Source organism: Pseudoflavonifractor sp. BSD2780061688st1 E11 (genome assembly GCF_005844125.1).
Taxonomy (GTDB): Bacteria; Bacillota; Clostridia; order Lachnospirales; family Lachnospiraceae; genus Sellimonas; species Sellimonas catena.
Map to the genome: position 1 here is coordinate 1 of NZ_SPHM01000046.1, position 23,646 is coordinate 23,646.

A 23,646-nucleotide genomic window follows, 5' to 3' on the forward strand; every position below is an offset into this window, starting at 1 on the left:
ATTTATGCCTTTTTTATTGGCTGAAATATTGAATTTTCAAGGTTCAACACACCTTATTGGTGTGGGAAGTCTTAGTTATTTAAAAGAAAATCTACTTTTTTAGCAAATTCATCTGTTTTATAACTCATAAAATCAACGATGACATCTATTTTATCTGACTCTTGTTTACTAATTTCATCGACACAATATTTTAAAAAACCATCGTCACGAGCATTGCCTGTAAGGTAATGGGTTTTAGATGTAGAATCAATCTTTTTTCTGGATGTAACATAAACATCATGGTTGTCCTCTTCGAGAAGCTTAACTAAATGTCTCCCCATAACGCCTGTCCCACCAAGAATCAAGCATATCATTAATTTTATTCCTCCTTACTTTTTCCTCAATAGCTTCTTTACGATTTGGGTATTTTTATCACCGAGTAAATTTTTGACAACACTTTTTCCTCTATTGGCCGCCGCAATAGCTTCATCAACAACAGTATTTCTAATTAAAGTTAATGCTGCATCCTCATTAAAGCTCTCTGTAAAAATTTCTATTAATATAGGCTTTTCCAAGCGTTCAGAAGTTGTGAAATGGTCCACCAACTTCAAATATTCCCCTTTAGAAGTCGCTGAGAGATATTCAAATCCAAGATCTTCTGAATAATGCTTAACCAAATCTCTCGATTTATTTCCATAATGACCTGCCGCAGCAATATACTTATCCGCTTCATCGCCAAATAAATATCCCGGATTCCCGCTCAACTTAAATTCAGTGCCTTTACCATTATTTACAAGCAATATTCTAATATTATTAGGTAAATGTTTATTGCCAAGGGAGTTCATATCGTAAAAAAACGCCAAATCACCTAAAACACAATAGAATATTTTTTTTGGATCAGCCAATGCCGCACCAATTGTAGAAGACATGTTACCATCAATTCCAAATCCGCCGGTGTTACAATAACCCAAGACACTCTTTTTAACATCAAAGTAATTCCAAAATCTTAACGAATTTTGTATTCCAAAGTGAATTGCAGAATTATCAGGTAATTTATGTGCGGTTTGAGATGCTGCCCATGCATTGGAAAAAGGCAACTCATCTATCTTTTCACGAAGTGTATTAGAAATTAATTCACACTCTTCCTTACAAGCATTAAAAAACTCCAAATTTCTCTTTGAGGATACATAATGTGCAAAAAAGTTTTCCTCTTTCATCTCAAACACATATCTGAGTTTGCCGTATGGATCTCTCAATTCACCATCTGGATTGACGCGCCACACATTTTCAGTTTCAATATTATAATTTGATGCAGAAACATCTCCAATATGAATAACCAAATCTGCTTTCTTAAAAGAAGGCTTGTACTGTTTCTGAATCGATGCAAGATTAGCAAAAATTCTATACCTTCCTTTGTAATTACTTGTGTGATCACATAGTACAACACCATTATTAGTTTCACAAAATCTATCAACACACTCAGTCAACTCTTTGCTCCAAGCAACATGAGCACCGACCATAATTGCAACTCTGTTATAAGAAATCTTAGGGAACTCCATACCATATTCAATTCTCTTGATGATTCTTACGGCAGGTATTTCTTTGACAGAATAATCTCTACTATAGTTGGTTTCAAGGTTTATATGTACAGGACCATTTCCACGATGGGTCAATTCGAGAATTGCCTTATTAACTGCAATAATATCTGCCCACTCACTCTCATTATCATATACCAAAGGCACTTGGACACTTAATTTGGCCACATCTTTTGGCAACTGTGTTCTATCCGTTACCTGATCAAAGTTATGTCCAATTCGATAGTTTCTTCTTGACGATGTTATTGCAAGCACCGGTAATTTTCTATAAAAGGCCTCTGTAAGTGCAGGCATATAATTTCTTGATGCCGTGGCACCTGTACAGCTGATGACGACTGGTTCACCAGACTCGGCAGCCATACCACAAGCAATATAGCCAGCAGAACGCTCATCTGCGGCCGAGTAGATTTCAAAATACGGATCTTGTTGCATACTCGCAATTAAACAAATATTAGTTGTTCCCGGACTTGCAATAACCTTACGTATTCCATGATTTTTCAAAAGTGCTATCACTATTTGAGCATTACGCTCACTTGTGTAAAAATGCCTTTCCATAATTTATGCCTCTCCTCTTAGTAAATCACTAAATATCTCTTGAGTGAGATTACTTTTAGTTTGGATTCTACTTCTTATAGCCCTAGTTGCAGATTGCAGTTGGATATATCCTAATATATATTCTTTTGTTAACTCTATCGCTTTTTCTGTATCAAGCGACTGCAAATCAATAATATAAGGATACCCTAAAGCCCCATATAAACCACTAAATTTTCGGCTATATGCAACAGGAATTGTAGCCACACCACTAGAAACCGCTCCAATAGTCGCATGCATTCTTGCCCCAACAAATATGTCCATAGACGAAATCAAAGTCTTGACTTCAATAGGTGTTGCACACTCTTGATGGTATATTACACCATCGATTCCGCCCATTGAATCAATAGCCTCATTGCCCACATGTGAAATCATATGGATTTCATAGCTCTGTTGTTTTTTCAGCCAGTCAATAATATGATTCATGTACTTTTCATAGTCTGTCTTAAATTTCGAATCAAATGAACTATCATCAGTTTTATTTCGGCATAATAAGCCAGAAGGATTTATTCCTATACGAATTTTAGATTGTGCACCTATATCAGCCTTTTTATGCGGAAGCATAAATGCTAAATCCGTGGTTGACAAAACACTCTTAGAGCAAAACGATTCTACATATTCTTTGGATTCTTCATCTCGCGCTATAACAATTGCTGCGGCCTCTATTACACTCTTCGCAAATTTCTTTACTTTATCGTCAAAAAAAGGTCCATATGTTTGAGGTCCTAATACTAGTGGAATTTTCGTTTTTTCAACTAGTGCTTTAGCACCAGTCCACCGATAAAATCGATCCTGCCCATAAATATCGGAAAAACTATCGCCTTGCGTAAGATCAACAATAAAATCGCAAGACTTTATAATCTGCAACGATTTCATTGTATCCGGAAAATGTTTTATCGTTCTTCCAACCGCTTTCAATGTATGAAAATCCCATTCTAGTGCTTTAGCAATTATAGCCTGATTATCTAGCAACCCAAGTTGGTTTCTCAATTTCGTAATTGCAGTGTTGGTTGCAGAATTATCAAAAAAGACAAATTCAACATCAATTGACTCTTTCTTTGCTATCTCATTAATGCAATTAACTAATGAATATGATAATGCCATACAGCCCAAATTTTTATTATTCACTGTACAACCCATTAATCCGACAATTCTCTTCCTCAATTTTCTCACGCCCTTCCTGATAATTACTTCTTTTTAAATAATTTTACGATTGCGTCTCTTTTAATAATAAGAATGCTCAAAATTATAAGTATTAATCCAAAACGCAAAACTGTGTACCGATATACTACATTCATAAAACATGATGTAATCAAAACAATCACAGCGAGCGACCATATTTTTTTACTATCAATTGCATTAGAGAAGCCTCTCATATGCACATTGATACTATGGAGAGCAAACAACAGCGTGTAGCAAACAAGAGTCGTATAGCCTGCCGCTATATAGCCAAACATTGGGATAAAAATATAATTTAAAATAATATTAGTCACCGCGGCTATACAGGTGCAAGCAGTCGCAAAAACTGTTTGTTTATAGAATAATTCAACACGCATATGCATTGAATATGCCGCTATAAAAAATGAACTTGCTGCTATTGAAGGGATGATATAAACACCTTCATAATACTGTTTAGGAGCTAAAATCCAAATTATTTCTGGTGCAAAAAGAGCACAAAAATTACTAAGAACAGCAAAGAAAACAAGAATTTGAAATGTTCTACTTCTAACACTTTTATAGTCTTTCACATTCAGCTTTTCGTATATCCACGGAGCAATAGCGGACTCAACTGAGGTCCAAACTATATTAATAATCATACCTACTGTATACGAAACAGAATATATGGCCGTGTAGGCAGCACCTACAATCTTTGTAATCATAATCCTATCCGAACTCGACAAGACATACATTGATAAATAATGCGGAAGCAGTGGTAGATTGAACTTTACCGCATACACCATATACTTAATTTTAGCTCTAAATTTAGCTTGTACCCCTATATAAATCAAAAAGATAAAGCCAACTACAATTTTAGGTAAATCTGTTGCGATTATTCTTGCCATTGCTTTATTATCGTCTGGTACACTAACCACAGAAATCACACCAAGACCAAGAGATACAACGGCAATTAGAATTGTTAAAAGTGTTAGCAACTTATATTTATATTCAAATCTTTGTCTTCCGCTCCAATATCCAAATATAGGAACAAAGAAATAGTATAAAAACAGCAAATATGCTAATTGTTCCGGCATTTCAAATATTTCTAATAGCTGCTGTTTAAAAACTTGGAAGACCACCAAAAAAAGAAGTGCGGAACTACACGAAACTATAATCAGCGAAAACTGAAAACTTGATCGATCGTCTTTAAACTCGAGCATGCCATTATTAAAAACGCCAGAGCCTAAATTCAATGTTATCAAAGTGGTAAGCATTGTTTGCCAAGACGTAAATGTTGACACAATACCATATTGGTCTGCAGGCATCAGTCTTGTAAAAATGGGACCGCTAATCATTGAAAGTCCCTTTAGCACTAAATTGGCAAATAACAATGCAAGCGAAGCTTTTGCTACGGGTGACAAATTCTTAAAATTTTTGATTTTATCTATCATTAGCTATTATTACCTTTCCGCCTACACTAAAAAGGCCGGTGCAGGAAAACTCATTATCTCTTATTTATACACTTAAGCATACACACTAAAGGAAGCTCTATGTTAAGATTAATAAATGCTTGTAGTTTCAAAACAAAAACCAAAAAATTATTTGATTTTAAGCATTCCTTGCAATAATATTCTGCAGATGCATATTCTCTTCTTTTCAATCGCTTTTCTTTAGATAAAGACAATGGCTCAAAATGATGCTCATGGATGTATGTACAAGAAAGTGATGTTCCCTCTTTATACCCTAATGCTTTGATTTTTTTTCCCAAAATATTTTCTTCATAGTATAGAAAAACATTCTCATCAAAAAAACCGACCTGTTCAAAAACAGCTCTTTTGATTATAAAAAAACTACCTTGAACTACTTCACAATACAAGACTTTATCTTCATTTATCTCAAACTTGTCATAGCTACATCTATTCTTCAGAAGTGAGTTCGCCCAATAACATCTTTTTTGCCATATTCTAAAGCTATTCTCACATTTCCAGCCAACCTTTACCGGAACAATGTGATCATCTTGGATCATAAGCGGTGCCAACACGGCCAATTTTCTATCTTCTTTCAGCATGCCCGCTAAAGATATAAGCACATTATCCTCTGCACATAACACATCCGGATTCATAATAGCTACATATTCAATTTGAGGATAATTACCAAGCGCATACTTAATACCGAAATTGTTTCCTTTTGAATATCCCCCATTTTCTCCAGAAGATACAACATCAATTTCCGAATTCAATTTATAGTGTTCTGATAGTATATCAAATGAATCATCTGTAGATAAATTGTCAACTATAATAACATGAACACCTTCATTTTTAGAATATAAAATATCAACATTTTTCATTGTTAAAGCTGGTGTATTATAATTCAACACAATCACTGCAATATTATTTGCTTGTACCACTATCTATCCCACCTTCCAAAATTCCTTTATATAAAAATCAAAAGCTCATCATTTCATGTATCTGTCTTTTAACAATTTCCGTATAGGCTATTGCAAATGCAAATCCAACAGCGCATCCAGGAACAGTCGCAGCTATTGATATAGAAGTAATTAAAAAATACACTGTCAATGCAATTTGAAAACAATATCTCTCAGCGCACCCGGACTTTATTGCTAATTTTGACACATTAATCATTCTAATCAAAGGCATCACATAAATCACAATAGAGAAAATTCCAGTTTGAGCCAACACACCTACAAAACCTACATCAGAAAGGTAGAAATTCATTAGCGGTCCATGAACCAGTGTTGGGTATTTACTTTCTGATACAAATCCCATTCCTGTAAGCGGATTCTGTAAAAACCGGGCTATATAATAACCTATTGCATCAACTCTTACTTCTGTACTATTTAACTTATAAACATCGTTGCCCACAAATATTGAACTCAAGAACTGTTCAATCATACCCGATGCAAACAGATAAAATATTGCTACAACCAAGATTGTTATATTTCGTAGTCTTGCATTTTTAGCCTTCCCGGAGAAGAATAGCACAACCATAACTCCGATAGTATCTGCCAAATAGTACATTCTTGTTTTCTGTATTAGAACAACGCAAATTATACCTAAAATCAAATTACTTGCATACCAAATTCTTCTTCTATCGCCACAAATTAATTTATAAAAATTATAAATTACTGCAGTATTACCAAATGCAAACATAGTTAATCGAATGGTATTGTTTCGTAAAACAACTCCTCCTTCACTTCCAAAAAAATCATGAAGAAATACCGTTCCTGAAAAATTGTAAGCATTGTACTGTACAATAGCAACAATATACCATAAAAATGTAGCAAACTCAGCCATTCGCACTAAGCTATCTAATTTTCGGTCATTTTCATATATATATAATATCGGAATCACTAACAACGGTACAAAATACACATTTGCAATTCGTATTGTTGAATTAATTCCTTGTGCTTTGTACATAAAGGCTGTACTCACTGACAAGAACACTACCGTTAGTACAAGTATCATTGAGTATCTTATCTGATAACGATATGCTCTGATAGATGCTTGCTTCGTAAACAAAACATCAATGTACATTAATAAAATTAATATTACAATCAGAAATTTGTTACTTTTAGAATTCATGGTAAATAACCATGTAGGTAACTTAAACAAATACCATAAATTAAAGTCTAGTAACAGTATTAAGCATATAATAAAGCTATATAGTTTACAAACTCTAATTTTCACTTAAATACCTCTTATTTTTTTTTGATACGCTTGAAGCGTTTTTTGAGCGGAACTTTTCCAGTTATATTTCGTTTCTACTAAAGAATGAATATTGGTAATAAATTCCTTCCGTTCTTCAGAATTCATCCAAACCATTCGTTCTAACTTCTCTGCCAGATCCTTCGGATCCTCATTTTTGAAAATCAAGCCTGTCTTTCCGTTATCTGTTTCTTCGCAAAAAACAGGAACATCACTAACAATAACAGGACATTTGTAGGTATATGATTCCAACAAAACGCCACTACCGAAAATCACACGATACGGACACACACATACATCCGCCTCAGTAAACAGTTGAGCTTTTTCTTGGTCACTAATACGACGATTTCTAAATTCTATAATTGATTCAGCTTTACATTCCTGAATCAATGCTTCATAATCCGTATCATCCAGATCCTTAAACTGCTCACCAGCAATTATGATTCTAATCTTCTTTTTTGCTTCTTCAGAAAGATATTGCACAGATTTAATCAACACATCAATGCCTTTATACTTTCTCACCTTTCCAAAAAGCAAAACAGTAAATTTCTCACGATCTGATTTTTCAATATCAGACGCTACATGCGTTGAATACACACCATGTGCAGCAATTGTAATCTTATCAGAAGTGATACCAAAAACATCAATCAAAAGCTGCTTACTATACTCATTATGGACTATTAATTCGTCACATGCATCATAGAAGCTCTTATACAGTTTATGATTTTCGTCCTTTTCCTCATGAGGAAGAACATTATGTACTGTGTGTACCATCTTGCCGACAAAAGGATGGAGTTTCTTATATAACGCAATTTCATACGAAGGCTTTTTGAAAGTCTGTACATGAAGCACATCATATCTACCTGTAACCACCATCGCTGCCAATTTAAAATTGCTTAGAAAATATGCAAAAAGCGCTCCATATTTGTTTTTTCCACCGTTATACAGCATTGGAATAACCGTATATGTCGGCTCAAATCCAACTTCTTTTCTCGAGTCACAAGCAACTTGCAATTCGACTTTTTTGCATAATTCTGTACATAAACCATGTGCATATTTATTGCGTGGAAGAGCATAATCTACCATCAGAACTTTTAATTTCTTCATTGCCATTCCTTTCATATCACATTATAATCAGTCTTTTTGAGGATTTTTCCTGATTCTTACTCCATGTAGCTTTTAGTCCCTTGGTTTGATACTTTTCTCCATATTCAGGGGAGTACTCTACATCTACAATAGTTCCTACAACCGCCTCATCTAAATTTATAGAGACTTCTTTCCCATTGCATAAAGATGCGTACACAATATTATCAGCTATCTTTACAGAAACCGATGGATCAAATGTCAGCAACATACTAATTGTTCCCTCATATTTACCATCAATAATATCCGTTATGACCAATTTCTCAGAAATTTCAATCTCTCTATGAATGATTGTTGAGAATTTCTTTTCGTAGCCAAAATGCGTTCCTACTAATGTCGTCTTATCCGCCTTATATTCAGCAGAAATTTTTGCTTTTGTATTATTCTGCATCTTAAATGGCTTGCTCCACACAATATTATTTTGTTCAACTTCTCCGAGCATTACACAATTATGGGCTACCGTTGAGCGAAACGCATGTCTTTCTATCAAATCTCTTTCATAGACATAGCTACCTGCATCAATAATGAATGGAGCACCATAGCTATCTACTACGATAGAAGTTTGGTCATTATGTCCATGACCACCCTTTCCCTTTCTACCTATCGTTCCTGAATGCAAAAGTACTCTATGAACAGAAGAATCTGCAATCGCATATCCTCCTTTCTGGAAAAGTCCTCCTTTATGCTGTTCATAACTATTAGGTATTGCAAGCCGCTTATTTCCAAGAATCATAAAACTGTATTCGTTGATTCTTTCAATATTTATATCAAATAGCATCTTTGCAAATACTGGAACTACGTCTTTGAAACCGCTTGTTGCATTCAAATCCAATACCCTACCGCTGTCATTATCGCCAACTATAGGATATCTATTGAATGCGCATAGCTCTTCAGAGAATTTCACCATATTGAAGAATATTGCTATTTGCTTTCGGGGCATTTGCTTTCTCAGACTTTCATCCGTAGCTAGTCCAATAGCAAATAGCTCAAGCACGAAGGCGTGATAGCATGTGCTTGCTTCATGGTCGGTTCCATCTTTATAAATCTGATAATTAATCTCTTCGATAAAGCTTTTTGAGGCAAAGGAATAAATCCTATCTGCTTTTTCATCTCCAACAAAAATCTGAGAAAGCATTTTTAGACCGGTTATATCAGACAGGTAATGATTTTCCCTTACAAATCCGTATTCTAGATTATCCCTAATAAAAAGCATATGGCTATACAGAATTCCCGAATACTTCTTGTATAAACTCTCAAACGGCTCATACACTTTAGATAGAATGGATGCTGACACAATGTAATTAATAGCTCGCAAAGCCACATCCATCGTACAAGACCAATTAACGCCAAAACCCACAGGATTATTTTTTATCCAGTTGTCCATGATCATGAAATACTGATTTATATATTTCATGTCCTCCGTATAAACATACGCCTGAGCCAATGTAACCAGAAAATGTGAGTTACTTAATTCCCACGCATATTTAATATCATTTCCCCGCTCTACAGATCCCTGTGGCGTTATTTTTCTAACTTTATAATATATCTCATTGGGCCATCTGTATCCTGTTTGTGGATCCATGTTCCACATATCCAAAATTTGTTCGGTCTCACATTCATAAACCATGCACTTACCACTACAAATCTTATCTGCTCGAAAAATTATCTGCTCCTTGCAGAAATTTGTGCCAATTTTAAGAAGATTAATATCAAAATCAAATAATTTCGGATGTACATTAGAAGGCACGTCTAAATAACTTTCAATATTATCTTTCTTTTTTACATAAGTGTGTTTATAAAATTTAGGCCAATAAGATGGCTTTGTAGATAATAATGCTTCTCTACATTCAATTATTTGATCTACAATCTTCATTTCAATCCTCATTAATAGCTCTTTTTACAATACGCAATTGCGTCACTAAAACCTTGATACATTCTATCAATACTCACTTCTGCCTGATACTCTTTCTCACACTCTTGTTTTGCCCTAGTCAGGTTTGACTCGCTGCTCAGCAATTCAAGCGTTTTCTCCTTGAAATCTTCCTCGTTATCTGCAAGAAATCCAGTTCTGCCATCTTTCATATAGTATATTTCCGGCGCATGGTCACCTTTCAAAAGACAAATCGGTAAATTCCAAAATAGTGCATCACATATAGATAGCCCAATATTTCCAGGAGTGCTAAAAACATCTCCCATGGCAAACACCTCGTTACCCTCTTCACCATATTTTTGCCCCAAATAGTAGAGATTAGCCGCCCCATCAATCTTGGCCTGTAATTCAGGTGTCATTCCAGCACCCATAAAAACAACGGCAACATCCTCCTGATTTGCAAATAAATCTGCTAATAATTCTGGTCTCTTATATGGCTGCATTCTAGAAACATAAAGTATCACATGCTTTTCTTTTATACCATATTTTTTCTTGATAGAAATAGTGTCACTATATTTACTTTTATCTATATCAGAAAAATCCAGAGAATTATAAGCAACAAATAACTTGTTATAGTTCTTTTGCTGAAAATTGCCCTTCATATCAGGTGTATATGTAATGAGTGCATCGGCCAAATCATGAATTCTATGGTAGGCAAAATTTTTAATTGGATTCTTTGCATCTGTAACGCTAAGACCTTTGTTCCAAAAAATAACTGGAATTTTCCTTAATCTGCAATATAAAATAACTGGAATCTGGATATAGTCTTTCAAATGCAGAAAAACTATCACACATTCTGGCTTTATTTCGTCGATTAAACTAATGTAATTCCGTATTGTCATTTTAACTACATGATCTTTAAATTTGAAGTTATATCCGGCATCTTGAAAACTGTCTGACGCCACATGAAATTCATATCCATCATTATGAAAGCGTTCTACAAAAGCATTATATACTTTCTGACGGTAATGGAAAACATGATTTGAAATCAAAAGTATGTTTTTCATAGTTATTAAATATTCTCCTGTCCCCAAAGCCTTCTGTAATAATCTACCTTATCTCCATTATTCCATTGGGGCATCATTTCTTGTTTTTGTTTCCGTTTTTCTACAAACTCATCTGTGGAACAGATAAACTTGGCTGGATTTCCACCTACGACACTATTGTCTGGTACATCTTTAATAACCATACTTCCTGACGCAATAACACAATTTGTTCCGATTTTTACGCCATATCTAATTGTCGTAAATGCTCCAATCAAGACATTATCTCCAACTTCAATTTTATCCATTAAGTAGTTGAAGCTTGCCCCCCCCATTATATCGAGGGTTATTGTTTAACATTCGATGTGATACATCATGAGTAATAAATTCCACTCCGGTGCAAACCACAACATTATCGCCCAATGACACTCCCATAGGCTCAGTTGGAATTTTATATGGGTGAAAATATACATTTTTTCCCACTCTGCGAAAAAGACCGCTCTTTCTAATCATGTCAGCTCTTTCATATCCCATTTTTCCCCAAAAAGCAGACAAGTACAAGCGCAACATTAAAATTTTTCTTTTCATGCGCAACTTTTTAATTTTATCCATTTCTATACCTCAATCAAATTGACCTGTAAACAACTTCTCATAACCTTCCAACAAGGCCTTACTAGTGTGTTCCCAGCTCAGCTCGTTAATTACTCGGTTTCTACCAAATTCACCCATCTTCTTACGAGTCTCAGGATTTTCTAACAGGTAAATAATCTTATCTGCCATATCCTTAGCATTATTTTGCTCTGCATAAAGAGAGGCTTCCTGTGCAGAATAATGCCCTTCTGTCAATTCAAACTGAACGATAGGCTTTGCGAGAGCCATGTATTCCAAAATCTTATTCATTGTGGACTTATCATTCATGCTGTTGTAGGTGTCAGAATTCACACATACATCTGCTGTATTCAAGTAGTCCAGAAGCTGCTGATCAGGTACTCGTCCTGTAAACTCAACACAATCGTCAAGCCCCATCTTGCTGCACATTTCACGAAGTGCTGCAACATGAGGTCCGCCACCAACAATACCCCAGAAAATATCATTGCGGTTCAGAGTTTCTTTGCAGTATTTAGCAGCTTCTAAGATAAACTCAATTCCTTCCTGCTGTCCAATGACACCAAGGTAACCCACCATGTATTTTTTACCGCGTTTGATATTCTCTACCGGAGGCTGAATTTTCATTCTATCCAGCTTAGGACCACTACGCAGAACGATTACTTTGTTCGGATTCATCATTCCACGTTCAATAGCGATTTTCTTATAGCTTTCATTTGTTACGAAAGCAAATGTGCAGTGCTTATACGTCTGCTTTTCCAACCACAACTGACTCTTATACAGGAGTCCACTTGTTTTTCCAAATTTGGCTTCAAAAAGTTCCGGGCAAATATCATGATGGTCGAATACATATTTCACACCATACTTTTTGAAATGTTTTGCAACCATGTAAATATCATCTGGCGGATTGCAACCATGAATTACGTCAAAGCCAATTTCCTTATATACCTTTTTTGCTAGTCGAAGTTCTTCTTTCAGTGCAGTAAAGTATTCTTTTGCGTATCCAACTGCACCATTCCCCTCTGCTGGAAGGTCATGCCGGAAGATATGCACTCCCTGAAGGTATTCCTCTTCCTGCGTATATCCTTTTCCCTTCGGGCAAATAACCGACACGGTATATCCGTTAGCTGCCAAAGTAGTTGCTTCCTGCCATACACGAGTATCGAACGGTACCGGAAGGTTCTCAACAATAATAAGAACTTTTCTATTAGACTTCATCTTTATCCTCTCTTTTTTTGAATAATTGAACTAATCTTTCCTCTTGATATATACGATATATCCTGGATTTCATTAACTCAGTCTGATTTCCCATAATCTTATCATCATTCAACAATCATTTTTACAACTGTATCATTTGCTGCTGCCTCGATTACAATTCCTCTTGTTACAATCTGTTCTCCGTATGTTGCAGAATACTGAAAATCTTTTATCCAAATTTTTGCGTCCAAATTATCAATAATCATTTTCACATTAACCGAACCAGCGCGAATATCAATCTCTTTTTCCTCGACTTTCACCTGACAATTCGGGGCCAAAATATAATTGATTTGTATTTTGTTATTATCATTTGTATTATTAATTCGGTCAGTGATACTCAGCTCAGCGTGTCCATCGAATGCATACGTTCTGGTATGAATTACTGGGGCATATCCATTATGGGAAGCTGTGAGCTCAACTCTTTGCTGGCTTTCCGAATAATCAATCAATTCACATTCTGCTTTTCTTCCCCACAAAAAAGCTCCGAGCATCTCTGATTGGTCTTTCCCGTCGATACATACAGTATTGTGATTTTCGGTCCTTCGGAAAGCGTTTCTACTTTCAAGCTCACAATGATAGATATATGTGCCCGGATCTACAAAAATGGGCTGCCCGTCCACATACATCTGAAAACTCAGCGCGTCCGCATGTCCATGCGCCGCAATACTGCCAAAGCCTAAAGCAGCATGGTCGATTCCAATAAGAATACGGCGGTCACTGCTTCTAAGGATGGTGTTACCGCCTTCCTTGTAGCACATGCTAAGTGGCGGACAGTACAATTGTTTCCTCAGCGCTGTATTCCAATCTTCTTCATTGAACAGCCAATTCAAGTTTTCACATTGCAGGTCGTCCAGTTTCGTGTACTGCTTATTCATCATAAAACTGAACAGACCCAGAACGTACCGATAGTGGTTTAGCCCTCCCTGTAGATCAAGTATTTTGCCATCATCATCATCGCCAAATACCACGACTTCCCCATAGTCACCCGTGCAGTTAGCAACATAAGAACACATTTTGTCCAGCATAGGTTTCCATGTCGCAGGGACTTCGATACCATTCTTTATCAGAAGTCGCATCATCAGCCCCATTGCCTCCATATAGAAGGACTGGTAATGCAACGATAATTCCTTATTAATGCCGTCGGAATAGTTCTGTAGTGGAAGCTCCCGTGTGAGAATATCCACCGCCAGTTTCATCCACGGCATATAATTACATAAGATTCCTGACTGTCCAATCGCGTAAGCTTCAACAATCAGGTGATTGTTGGCGGACGAATATCTTGAATAATGGTTTGCGATATAGTCCGTCATATTCAGAATTCCTGTATGTAGCTGACCTAGCAGCTTCTCCGGCGCATTCGCCTTTTTCAAAAAACACCAGGCGTAACACCAATTGCTGCACCGGATTGCTACTTCCATAACGCTTGTCCAAGAAATCCCCCACAGAAACGGATTCTTTGTGTTCCAATTCTCAAACAATTCTGTTAGTTCCGCTAAATACTTGGAGTCTCCGCTGGTCGCATAGTCTTTTGCCAGCAATGCAAACTGGAAATGACGATTCAATTCCCAGTTGGTTCTAGCATCACCAATGTCATCCCGTTGCTTATATTCCAAATCATAGCTGAATTGTTCCGGCCATTCGTGGTCAGTCTGGAAACCAGCACTCCACTGCTTTTTATAAGTCTCATAGTCGTACCCCCCAAGCAGTGGTATACCTTTATTCAATGAATATTGCTGATTATCCCAGTTCAAATGCATTCTGTCTACATTCATCTGCAATTGTAATGCAGACAATTGCTCATTGAATAGGGTATCGGTCACAGCTGTTTTGCGCGACTTAAATCTCTTTCCTTCATTTTTCTGAATCGCTTTCTGTGATACTCTCCATGCAACTTCTGGCAGGCTCATTGCCCTAAGCCGCCGCACAAGCCACGCAAAATCAGCCATGACCTACCCTCCATCAATTTCTACATATTTTCATTAAATTTCAAAAGTTTTGCAAGAACTTGAGCATTTGTGCAGTTTGCTAGAATGTCCTTGTTTAACAAACGCTAACGTTCCAATTTTAGCACAGTTCCGATACCGTGATTGGAAAGCACCATTTTCTTTCCAATCTCTATTTGATAAGAGACCTCTCAATAATTCGGCTATCGACTTTGATTACTGCAGCAAATGGAGTTAGGTGGTATAGGTACATCCATCTTTCTGCTCGATACCAACAAATTCTCTCATTCTTATAAACCACCTTTCTGCGAAAGGCACCGATGAGGTCATGAAACTTTCTCGGATAAACTTTCGCTTCTTCTTTCTTTGTTGTTATACTCCTCTTGTAGGATACTGGCATACTACAGAACCTGAGGAGGTGAGTGGCGGGGCTGTATAGCGGCAACCCCGTATTTTTATATAGGTCGGCCATCCGTTAAGGCATCAATGATTGGCGCATTCCCGTAGCCCGTAAACTTATCTCTTCCGAAGTTGACTCGATTTCGCCGGATGACCAGTCCCTGCCAGTCCTGCAAATTTCTTTACAGGAGGAACCCTATGTTTAAAATCTTTCGTAACAACTGCTGTGGCCTTGACGTCCACAAAACCTGGATCTATGCCTGCATCGGTATTACCGATCCCAATGGCCGTACAGAGTATAAGCAAGCCCGCTTTTCTTCCTTTTCCAAAGGGCTCAGAAAATTAGCTGCCTGGCTTGCCAAATATTCCTGTACCGAAGTCTGTATGGAGTCCACCGGCAAGTATTGGATCCCCGTTTTTAACATCCTGGAAAAGTCCTGTTTTGTCACCTTGGCTCATCCCAAATATACCAAGCCGCAAAAGGGAAACAAAACGGATCGAAAGGATGCCAAATGGATCTGCGACTTATTCATGTGCGATATGATCAAACCCAGTTTTATCCCTTCTCCGGAAATCCGGCAGCTTCGGGATCTGGTCCGCTATCGCGTCAAACTTACCAACATGCTCACCGGCGAAAAGAACCGGGCCCAGAACTGCCTGACTGTTTCCAACCTGAAACTTGATGACGTTTTCAGTGATGTCTTTGGAAAGTCTGCTCGTTCCATTACCAACTATATCCTGGAACATCCGGGCGAAACTTTTGATGTCTCTCCTTTTGTAGATCCGCGGTGCAAAACACCTGTCTCTGAAATCCAGGCTGCTGTTGACGGGGCGATCTCTCCCGAACAGGCTGTCAAACTTCGTCAATGCCTCGCTCACATTGATGAACTTGAAGCCCACCGGAAAGAGATCGAGTCTGAGATCCTTCAGATCGCAGAACCTTTTTCTGCCGTTTTAGATTTACTTTCTACTCTCCCGGGATTAGATAAGAATCCGATGACTGCTATTGCCATTCTCTCTGAGATTGGTCCGGATATGTCCGTGTTCCCGTCATCCAAACATCTTGTCTCCTGGGCTGGCTGCTGTCCCCGTAATGACCAGAGCAACCAGAAAGTAAAATCCAGGCGAATTTCCCGCGCCGGCAGTTATTTGAAACCTCTTCTTGTCCAGGTCGCCAATGCCTTGATCAAATCCAAAAAGCACCCGGAATTGAAAGAGAGGTATCACAGGATCAAATCCCGCCGGGGTCATAAAAAGGCAATCATCGCTGTCTGCAAGATGCTCCTGACCGCTATCTGGAACATGCTGAGCAAACTTGAGCCTTACAACCCGGAAGGATTTCTGGAGCACAGGCCTGTCAAACAGGAAAAGACTTTGACAGTATCACAGGCTCTTGAACTTCTCAGGCTTCGGGGATATACAATCACTAATCAGTAGTCATTGTTATCTCTCTATTCTTTATATTTTGCAGTTGTTCTCACCCGCTAATTGCTAATTTTCGGGTGGCTTGTTTGCTATACTCTTTTTTAGTGGTTTACCTCTACTTCTTTGTTTCAAACTTCTCCTCACAACTTAAAACTCAGTAGTAGCCATATCCCGCTCTAGTTTTTCATTCTGAGCCGGATTATTGTTAATATTGCCCCAGCTAATGCCCTCATAGTTTCCTTCGTAATCAATCGTCTGGAACTGACGCACTAGATCGACAATTGCTTTGTGAGGATACTTTGCCGGCACATCTGCAAATTCTTTTCCCTTGTTTGTAATTACAAGCACATCACTTGCCGAGCAAACGGAATCCAAATCATCGGTAATAATTCCGTGCAGATGCGGAAGCTTTGCAGCGATGAAGTCTGCGTTCGTATTGGTTTTCTGGGAAATGGCAACGTTCTTGTCATAGATTTTAATCTCGTAGCCCTTGCCCAGCAAAGCATCAGCAACATCAATAATAGGGCTGCAGCGCAAATCGTCTGTACCTGCCTTAAAGCTCAAACCAAGAATGCCAATCTTGCGTTTGCCCTTGCTCTCAATAATGTCAATCGCATTCTTTTTCTGAAGTTCATTTGACGGATTGATAGCATTGATAACCGGGCAATCAACATACAGATCATGTGCCAAAGTGCGCAATGCCTTAGAATCTTTCGGCAGGCAAGAGCCACCGTAAGCAAAACCCGGCTTAAAATAATACGGAGAGATATTCAACTGCTTATCTTTGCAGAAAATCTCCATAACCTTATGGCTATCAATACCCAATGCCTTGCAAATATTACCTACCTCATTTGCAAAAACAATCTTCAAACCATGGTAAGTATTGTCGACATATTTCATCATCTCAGCAACGCCAATATCGGTAGAGATAAATTCACCCGGAATATCCTTATACAGTTCACGGAACTTTGCTTCCGCAATTTCGTTATCAGTGCCAATGAGTGTGAGCGGCGGATTCATGTAGTCCTGGACAGCTGTTCCTTCACGCAGGAACTCAGGATTGGACACAACGGTGAACCCTTCACCACGCTTCTTACCAGAAGTCTCCGCAATGATTTCTCCAACTTTAGCATTCGTTCCGGGAAGAACAGTGCTGCGGATTGCCACAATATGAAAATCTTCTTTATCACGCATTGCTTCACCGATCTGGCGGGCAACTTCGTAGATGTACTTCAGATTCAGATGACCTTCCTTGCTGCTCGGCGTTCCAACAACAATGAAGGAAATTTCAGAGTTATGTACTGCATAATGATAGTCCATTGTAGCTTCGAGCAATCCTTTATCGTGAGCCTCTTTGCACAGCTCATCAATTTCTGCCTCGATGATAGTCGGACGTCCCTGATTAATCAGATTCACCTTATTCTCTGACACATCATTGCCAATAACATGATGTCCCAGCTTGGCACAGCAAGCAGCGCCAACACAGCCAACATAACCCAAACCAAAAATACTAATGTTCATCTTAATAACTCCTTTTCTTTTTAATAACTCCTTTTCTTTATCAGAAATATAAGAAATGGTTTCCCATTCTCTACCAATTTTCAGCACCGAACTTTAATCAGTTCTGCGTCACCAACAACCAAGCATCTGCCCAATCCTGCAGGCAAAAACAGCGTTTCACCTTTGCTGAATCGCATCGGTTTCTGCTCTGCATCCATCGTCTGTACTTCTCCATATCCATCAAGGCACATCAACACCTGAAAAGAAGTGTCCATCACGGAAAAAGCAAAGCCCTTTGTGACCTGAATCCGCTCCGTTTCAAAGTACTTGCAACGGCAGAGCAATTCACGAGAGCAACCAGAATAATACTTCACCATTCTCGGTTTCTGCCTCACATCCGGTGCCACCTTCATGTTCATAACCTGCACAGCTTTATCGAAATGCAGTTCTCGTTTTTTCCCGTTCTTGTCCACGCGATCATAATCGTAGACACGGTAAGTCACATTGGAGCTTTCCTGAATTTCTGCTACCAAAATACCCTTACCAATACCGTGTACAGTCCCCGCCGGAACAAAATAAGTATCTCCCTTGTGAACCAGAACCTTTTGCAAATGCTTATCCAGTGTTCCGGTCTCAACTGCTTTTCGGAGGATTTCCTCCGTTACCTCATGCTGGAAGCCAAAAATCAAACTGGATCCTTCGTCAGCATCAATGACATACCACATCTCGGTCTTACCATTGTCACCTTCATGTTCTCTCGCATAGTCATCACTAGGATGAACTTGAACGGACAAGTCTTTCTTGGCATCGATGAACTTAACCAAAACTGGAAGTTCACCGTTTTCTACTTTTGTTCCAAGGTATTCAGGATGTGCTGTCAACACTTCAGCCAGTGTTTTTCCTTTATATGTACCATTTGCTACATAGCTGGAACCGTCCGGATGAACCGAACACTCCCAAGTTTCTGCTAATGGTGTTAAATCAATCTTTTTACCATATTCTTCCCGAAGTCGAGTACCACCCCACAAATAATCTTTACCCGTCGGAATCAATTTCATGATTTCCATTATTCTGTCTCCCACTGTTTTTATTCCATTGGAAATTTAATCTTATCTGCGACGCTGATTTCCTCTCCAAGCTGAACCTCGATCATATCCAGTGCAGTGATAGCCTCAACAGTATGCTTGCAGCCCGCCGCAATGGTAATCACATCACCGGTACGGAGAACCTGCTCCATACCGTCAACGATTGCCTTACCTTTGCCAGACACAACCGTCCATACTTCCTCACGGTAGTTGTGCATATGATATGTCATGTGCTCGCCAGCTCTCATAGAAACCTTGACAGTCATAGAACCTGGTTGCACATCGATAACTGTATAAGTACCCCAAGATTTCTCAGCATACATCGCCTCTGTCTCGATTTTTTCCACATAGGGTTTCATTTTACCGCTGCGTTCTTTATCAGAAATCAGGATGCCATCACCACTCGCTGCCACGATAAGATCTTTACATCCCATGCAAAGAATAGGGATATTCAGCTCGTTTACCACATTGGTATTTACACAAGTTTCATCCAGAATGGCCTTACCCTTGGTCTTATCTGCCATGACCTCCGCCATCATGTTCCAAGTGCCGACATCTTTCCAGTTGCCGCTATAACGCAGAACCTGAATGCTGGACTCTTTCTCAACCACAGCATAGTCGAAGCTGATCTTTGTCAGGGTATCGTACTTGTTGAACAAGTCACGGTAATCTTCAAAGTCGATCATGCTGTGTGCCTTATCCAGCAGATATCCCAGCTTGAATGCAAAAATACCAGCATTCCACAGCGCACTCTGAGCCAGATACTTCTTAGCTGTTTCTTTATCCGGCTTTTCCTTGAACTCCTTGACCTTGCTGACGCCTTCGCCGCTTTCCGGGATAATATAGCCATATTTTTCACTTGGCACCGTTGGCTCAATGCCCATCAGGGTCAGATTTGCGCCGCCCTGCTCGGCCAGTTCCTGCAGGGTCTTGACGGCCTCGTAGTAAGTGTTATCTACATAAGGATCAACCGGGCAGACAACAACAGCCTCATCCTCTTCCACGCCCAGTTCATCATTGAGATAAGCTGCGGCAAGTGCGATGGCCGGGAATGTATCGCGACGGCAAGGTTCTACACAAATAGAAGCCTTCTCACCCAGCTGGTTCTTGATAGCACTTGCCTGTGATTTACTCGTTGCAATAGTAATCTTTGCATCAGCATCCACAGTGGTGATCTGGCGATACACACGCTGCACCATAGACTCATACTCGTCATCATTTTTGAACAGCTTGATGAACTGTTTACTACGCACATCATTGGAAAGGGGCCAAAGACGCTTACCCGAACCACCGGAAAGTAAAATAATATTCATTTGTTTTCTCCTCGTATAACCTTCTATATTTTCTTTACTTCAAGAACTCTTCAGCACTCTTGCAAATCTCTGTTTCCACCTTTTCGGCAGCTTTCTTATTTTCTGCACTGACAGAGATATAGGTCTTGAGCTTCGGCTCAGTACCGGAGGGACGCACCACGATGGAGCAGTTATCTTCCAGCAGGAACTTGAGCACATCGGACTTGGGCAGACCATCCAGACCCGGAGCATAGTCCAGCAACTTGACGACCTTCTTGCCGCCAAACTCCTTGATATCTCCCCGGAATGCCTGCATGATGCTCTGCATCTTGGCAAAACCGGCACTGCCGTCGAACTCATAGCTGTGCAGGGTGTTCAGGCAGTAGCCGTAGGTCTTGTACAGCTCGTCCAGTTTGTCCAGCAGGCTGATGCCCTGAGTGGCATAGTAGCTGAACATTTCGCAGATCATATACGCACCATCTACACCGTCCTTGTCCCGGACGTAGGAGCCGGTCAGGTAGCCATAGCTTTCCTCAAAGCCGAACACATAGCTGTCTGCCTTGCCCTGCTGTTCCAGCTTGCCAATCTGCTCACCAATAAACTTGAAGCCGGTCAGCACATTGATGGTGCGCAGGCCGTAATGGGTGGCAATCTGCTCGCCCATATCCATGGTGACGATCGTCTTGACCATAACCGGGTCGGCAGGCATCTTGCCGTGCTTTACACGCTGGCTGCAAATGTAGTCCAACAACAGCATACCGGTCTGGTTGCCGGTCAGCAGCTCATACTCGCCTGCCTTGTTCTTGACAGCGATGCCCACACGGTCACAGTCGGGGTCGGTTGCCAGCAGCAGGTCGGCATTGCACTTCTTGGCATACTCCATGCCCAGTGCCATGGCTTCCTTGATCTCCGGGTTGGGGTACGGGCAGGTCGGGAAGTTGCCATCCGGCTGCTCCTGCTCCTTGACCACCGTGATGTTGGTGTAGCCCATCTCCTTCAAGGTGCGGGTCACAGGCTTCAGACCGGTGCCATTCAGCGGGCTGTACACGATGGCCACATCCTTATTAACCTCTTCACCAAACAAAACCGACTGGCTCTTGACCTGTTCCACGAAGGCGGTGTAGACCTCATCCGGGATGTACTGGATGCTGCCGTTTGCCATGCCTGCTTCAAAATCACTGGTCTTGACGTCTGCAAAGATATCCAGTTTTTCGATCTCCGCCAGAATTTCCGCAGCGGCCTCAGTGGTGATCTGGCAGCCGTCCGTGCCGTAGACCTTATAGCCGTTATACTTGCTGGGGTTGTGAGAAGCCGTCACCATGACACCTGCGGAGGTGTGCAGATAACGGGTCGCAAAAGACACGGTCGGAACCGGCATCAGGGCAGGCCAGATATTGACCTTAACACCATTGGCTGCGAACACGCCCGCAGCCACCTTTGCAAACACATCGCTCTTGATGCGGCTGTCATAGCCGATGGTCACAGACGGCTCTGTGAAGTTCTTCTTCAGGTAGTCGGCCAAGCCCTGAGAAGCCTTCGCCACCGTGTAAACGTTCATGCGGTTGGTGCCTGCGCCGATGACGCCGCGCAGACCGCCCGTGCCAAAGGCGAGGTCACGATAGAACGCGTCCTCAATTTTTGTATCATCCAGCGTTTTCAGTTCAGCGGTAACATCTGCATCCGCAGTTGCATTCACCAGCCATCGCTCGTATTCTTTTTTAATATCCATAATTCATTTACTCCTCCGGCTCTTCTCGAACCAATCCCTTAAAAGTATCTTTATATCTATGTACACATCCGTATGGATGGTATTTCTTTTTCCCCATGCTGCTCACTCGGCTAAGTGTTTTCTTATACTGTCGTATCCAACTACCCCAGCAATCATATTTCCCTTGTTTTCTACTCCATAAAACATCCGTTGAGTACACTCGTCTCTATTCCTCTATAGCCAAAGTGTTGATTTGTACGGTCGCACCCCGTATACCCTACAATGACGTTTTTTCTAAGTGTTGGATTGTTGAATCGAACCTTGTCGGCTCATGAGTTTTGTTAAAACTGTATATCTCACCCAGCTTAGTTCTCACCATTCATTGTTCACTATGAACAAATCATTCACTCTCACCGGATAAAACATGTATTTATCATCACCATCCAGGCTCTACTCAACAGCTGTTTTATGAAGTAGAAATCATCTGCTTTTCTCTATTTTTCATGACTCAACAAACCATTATGATGTAGGTGTCATTAGCGGGTCAGATAGTGTACTCAACAGCAGTTTCAGACGTTAATGACAAACTCATGGATTTTTGTTGTTTTCTCCTGTTTTCCGTCATTTCCTCATAACATCTGAAAAAGATGTGCCAATTTTGTGCCACAGGGATCAAAACTTCAGCGTTTTGTATGAGTTCTCGGCATTTTCAGTTCATATAGCTGTGAAATATAACTAGTTTTAGTGCCTCATATAGTGTGTAAAACAGGTTCTTTTCGACTATGCAACATCAATACGGTTTGTTGAGTAGACATTAGCAGGCGCAGCAATAATCACAAAGTCCGCGTCTGTATAAGCCTCTTTCGCATCCAAAGTAGCGGTCAAATCCAGGTCTTTCTCAGCCAGATATTTTTCAATGTATTCATCCTGGATTGGAGATTTTCTTTGATTCACCATCTCGACTTTAGACGGAACAATATCGACCGCAAATACTTTTTCATGCTGGGCCAGAAGCACCGAAATGGAAAGGCCCACATAACCCGTTCCAGCCACCGCAATTGTATATTTTTTCTCCATAATTCTTCCTCCAACAATTAACTTCTAACTTTATTTGAACTTTCCCACGGATTAGAGAAAAGGCGATTATTATATCAGCATATTCCCATAGACCATCGGGAACTATGGATATTATCTTTACCTCCATTACTCATGAAACCATCTTTGATTTCATCAACATGAAAGGCAAACATTAAAAAAGTGTCTTCGACACTTCAGCCCCCTAGCCCCCATTCATGGGGGAATTGGGGGTTTCTTTTTATGTGTTTTT

18 protein-coding genes and 1 pseudogene are annotated in these 23,646 nt (G+C 39.7%); 1 reads left to right on the forward strand and 18 read right to left on the reverse strand.

Annotation, left to right across the window (positions count from 1 at the left end; all coding sequences use genetic code 11):
* Window positions 1-71: 71 nt before the first annotated feature.
* From FGQ85_RS15505 to FGQ85_RS15565, 13 genes are all read right to left on the reverse strand, one after another.
* Complete coding sequence (locus FGQ85_RS15505; protein WP_138373893.1) at window positions 72-353, reverse strand: NAD-dependent epimerase/dehydratase family protein; 282 nt, start codon at window positions 351-353, stop codon at window positions 72-74.
* Between the two features lie 15 nt (window positions 354-368).
* Window positions 369-2,129: a thiamine pyrophosphate-binding protein gene (locus FGQ85_RS15510; RefSeq protein ID WP_138373894.1), complete on the reverse strand. Its 1,761-nt coding sequence runs from the start codon at window positions 2,127-2,129 to the stop codon at window positions 369-371.
* A gap of 3 nt (window positions 2,130-2,132) precedes the next feature.
* Complete coding sequence (locus FGQ85_RS15515) at window positions 2,133-3,338, reverse strand: polysaccharide pyruvyl transferase family protein (protein ID WP_138373895.1); 1,206 nt, start codon at window positions 3,336-3,338, stop codon at window positions 2,133-2,135.
* Window positions 3,339-3,352: 14 nt separating this feature from the next.
* Entirely contained in the window at window positions 3,353-4,774 is a 1,422-nt protein-coding gene (locus tag FGQ85_RS15520; protein WP_138373896.1) for an oligosaccharide flippase family protein, read from the reverse strand.
* 53 nt (window positions 4,775-4,827) lie between these two features.
* Window positions 4,828-5,730, reverse strand: coding sequence for a glycosyltransferase family 2 protein (locus tag FGQ85_RS15525; RefSeq protein ID WP_138373897.1), 903 nt, complete (start codon window positions 5,728-5,730; stop codon window positions 4,828-4,830).
* Between the two features lie 37 nt (window positions 5,731-5,767).
* On the reverse strand, window positions 5,768-6,760 hold the full coding sequence (locus FGQ85_RS15530) for an O-antigen ligase family protein (RefSeq protein ID WP_138373898.1): 993 nt from the start codon (window positions 6,758-6,760) through the stop codon (window positions 5,768-5,770).
* Between the two features lie 270 nt (window positions 6,761-7,030).
* Window positions 7,031-8,155, reverse strand: coding sequence for a glycosyltransferase family 4 protein (locus FGQ85_RS15535; protein WP_171027993.1), 1,125 nt, complete (start codon window positions 8,153-8,155; stop codon window positions 7,031-7,033).
* Between the two features lie 16 nt (window positions 8,156-8,171).
* Window positions 8,172-10,064: a heparinase II/III family protein gene (locus FGQ85_RS15540; protein ID WP_171027994.1), complete on the reverse strand. Its 1,893-nt coding sequence runs from the start codon at window positions 10,062-10,064 to the stop codon at window positions 8,172-8,174.
* 11 nt (window positions 10,065-10,075) lie between these two features.
* Window positions 10,076-11,128, reverse strand: coding sequence for a glycosyltransferase family 4 protein (locus tag FGQ85_RS15545; protein ID WP_138373901.1), 1,053 nt, complete (start codon window positions 11,126-11,128; stop codon window positions 10,076-10,078).
* Window positions 11,129-11,133: 5 nt separating this feature from the next.
* Window positions 11,134-11,412 (reverse strand): DapH/DapD/GlmU-related protein, encoded by a 279-nt coding sequence (locus FGQ85_RS19045; protein ID WP_195481784.1) that lies wholly within the window; start codon window positions 11,410-11,412, stop codon window positions 11,134-11,136.
* Window positions 11,405-11,716, reverse strand: a complete 312-nt coding sequence (locus FGQ85_RS15555) for a hypothetical protein (protein ID WP_138373903.1) — start codon at window positions 11,714-11,716, stop codon at window positions 11,405-11,407. The genes FGQ85_RS19045 and FGQ85_RS15555 overlap by 8 nt, the downstream gene beginning before the upstream one ends.
* A 9-nt stretch (window positions 11,717-11,725) precedes the next feature.
* The gene (locus tag FGQ85_RS15560) at window positions 11,726-12,928 is read right to left on the reverse strand and encodes a glycosyltransferase family 4 protein (protein ID WP_138373904.1); all 1,203 of its coding nucleotides are present in this window, start codon (window positions 12,926-12,928) and stop codon (window positions 11,726-11,728) included.
* Between the two features lie 104 nt (window positions 12,929-13,032).
* A complete protein-coding gene (locus tag FGQ85_RS15565; RefSeq protein ID WP_138373905.1) occupies window positions 13,033-14,913 on the reverse strand; it encodes an alginate lyase family protein in 1,881 nt (626 codons plus the stop codon).
* Window positions 14,914-15,507: 594 nt separating this feature from the next.
* On the opposite strand from FGQ85_RS15565, the gene FGQ85_RS15570 reads away from it, so the two are divergent.
* Entirely contained in the window at window positions 15,508-16,746 is a 1,239-nt protein-coding gene (locus FGQ85_RS15570; RefSeq protein WP_138373906.1) for an IS110 family transposase, read from the forward strand.
* Window positions 16,747-16,881: 135 nt separating this feature from the next.
* On the opposite strand, the gene FGQ85_RS15575 is transcribed toward FGQ85_RS15570, so the two are convergent.
* The 5 genes and pseudogenes from FGQ85_RS15575 to FGQ85_RS15595 form a co-directional block, all read right to left on the reverse strand.
* Window positions 16,882-18,255: a UDP-glucose/GDP-mannose dehydrogenase family protein gene (locus tag FGQ85_RS15575; protein ID WP_138373907.1), complete on the reverse strand. Its 1,374-nt coding sequence runs from the start codon at window positions 18,253-18,255 to the stop codon at window positions 16,882-16,884.
* A gap of 80 nt (window positions 18,256-18,335) precedes the next feature.
* Window positions 18,336-19,301 carry a mannose-6-phosphate isomerase, class I gene (gene manA, locus FGQ85_RS15580; RefSeq protein ID WP_138373908.1) on the reverse strand — a complete coding sequence of 322 codons (966 nt, stop codon included), beginning with the start codon at window positions 19,299-19,301 and terminating at the stop codon, window positions 18,336-18,338.
* Window positions 19,302-19,321: 20 nt separating this feature from the next.
* Window positions 19,322-20,632, reverse strand: coding sequence for a sugar phosphate nucleotidyltransferase (locus FGQ85_RS15585; RefSeq protein ID WP_138373909.1), 1,311 nt, complete (start codon window positions 20,630-20,632; stop codon window positions 19,322-19,324).
* A 34-nt stretch (window positions 20,633-20,666) separates the two neighbouring features.
* Window positions 20,667-22,340, reverse strand: a complete 1,674-nt coding sequence (locus FGQ85_RS15590; RefSeq protein ID WP_138373910.1) for a phospho-sugar mutase — start codon at window positions 22,338-22,340, stop codon at window positions 20,667-20,669.
* Window positions 22,341-23,138: 798 nt separating this feature from the next.
* A pseudogene (locus FGQ85_RS15595) lies at window positions 23,139-23,396 on the reverse strand (UDP-glucose 6-dehydrogenase); the annotation flags it as partial.
* Window positions 23,397-23,646 lie beyond the last annotated feature (250 nt).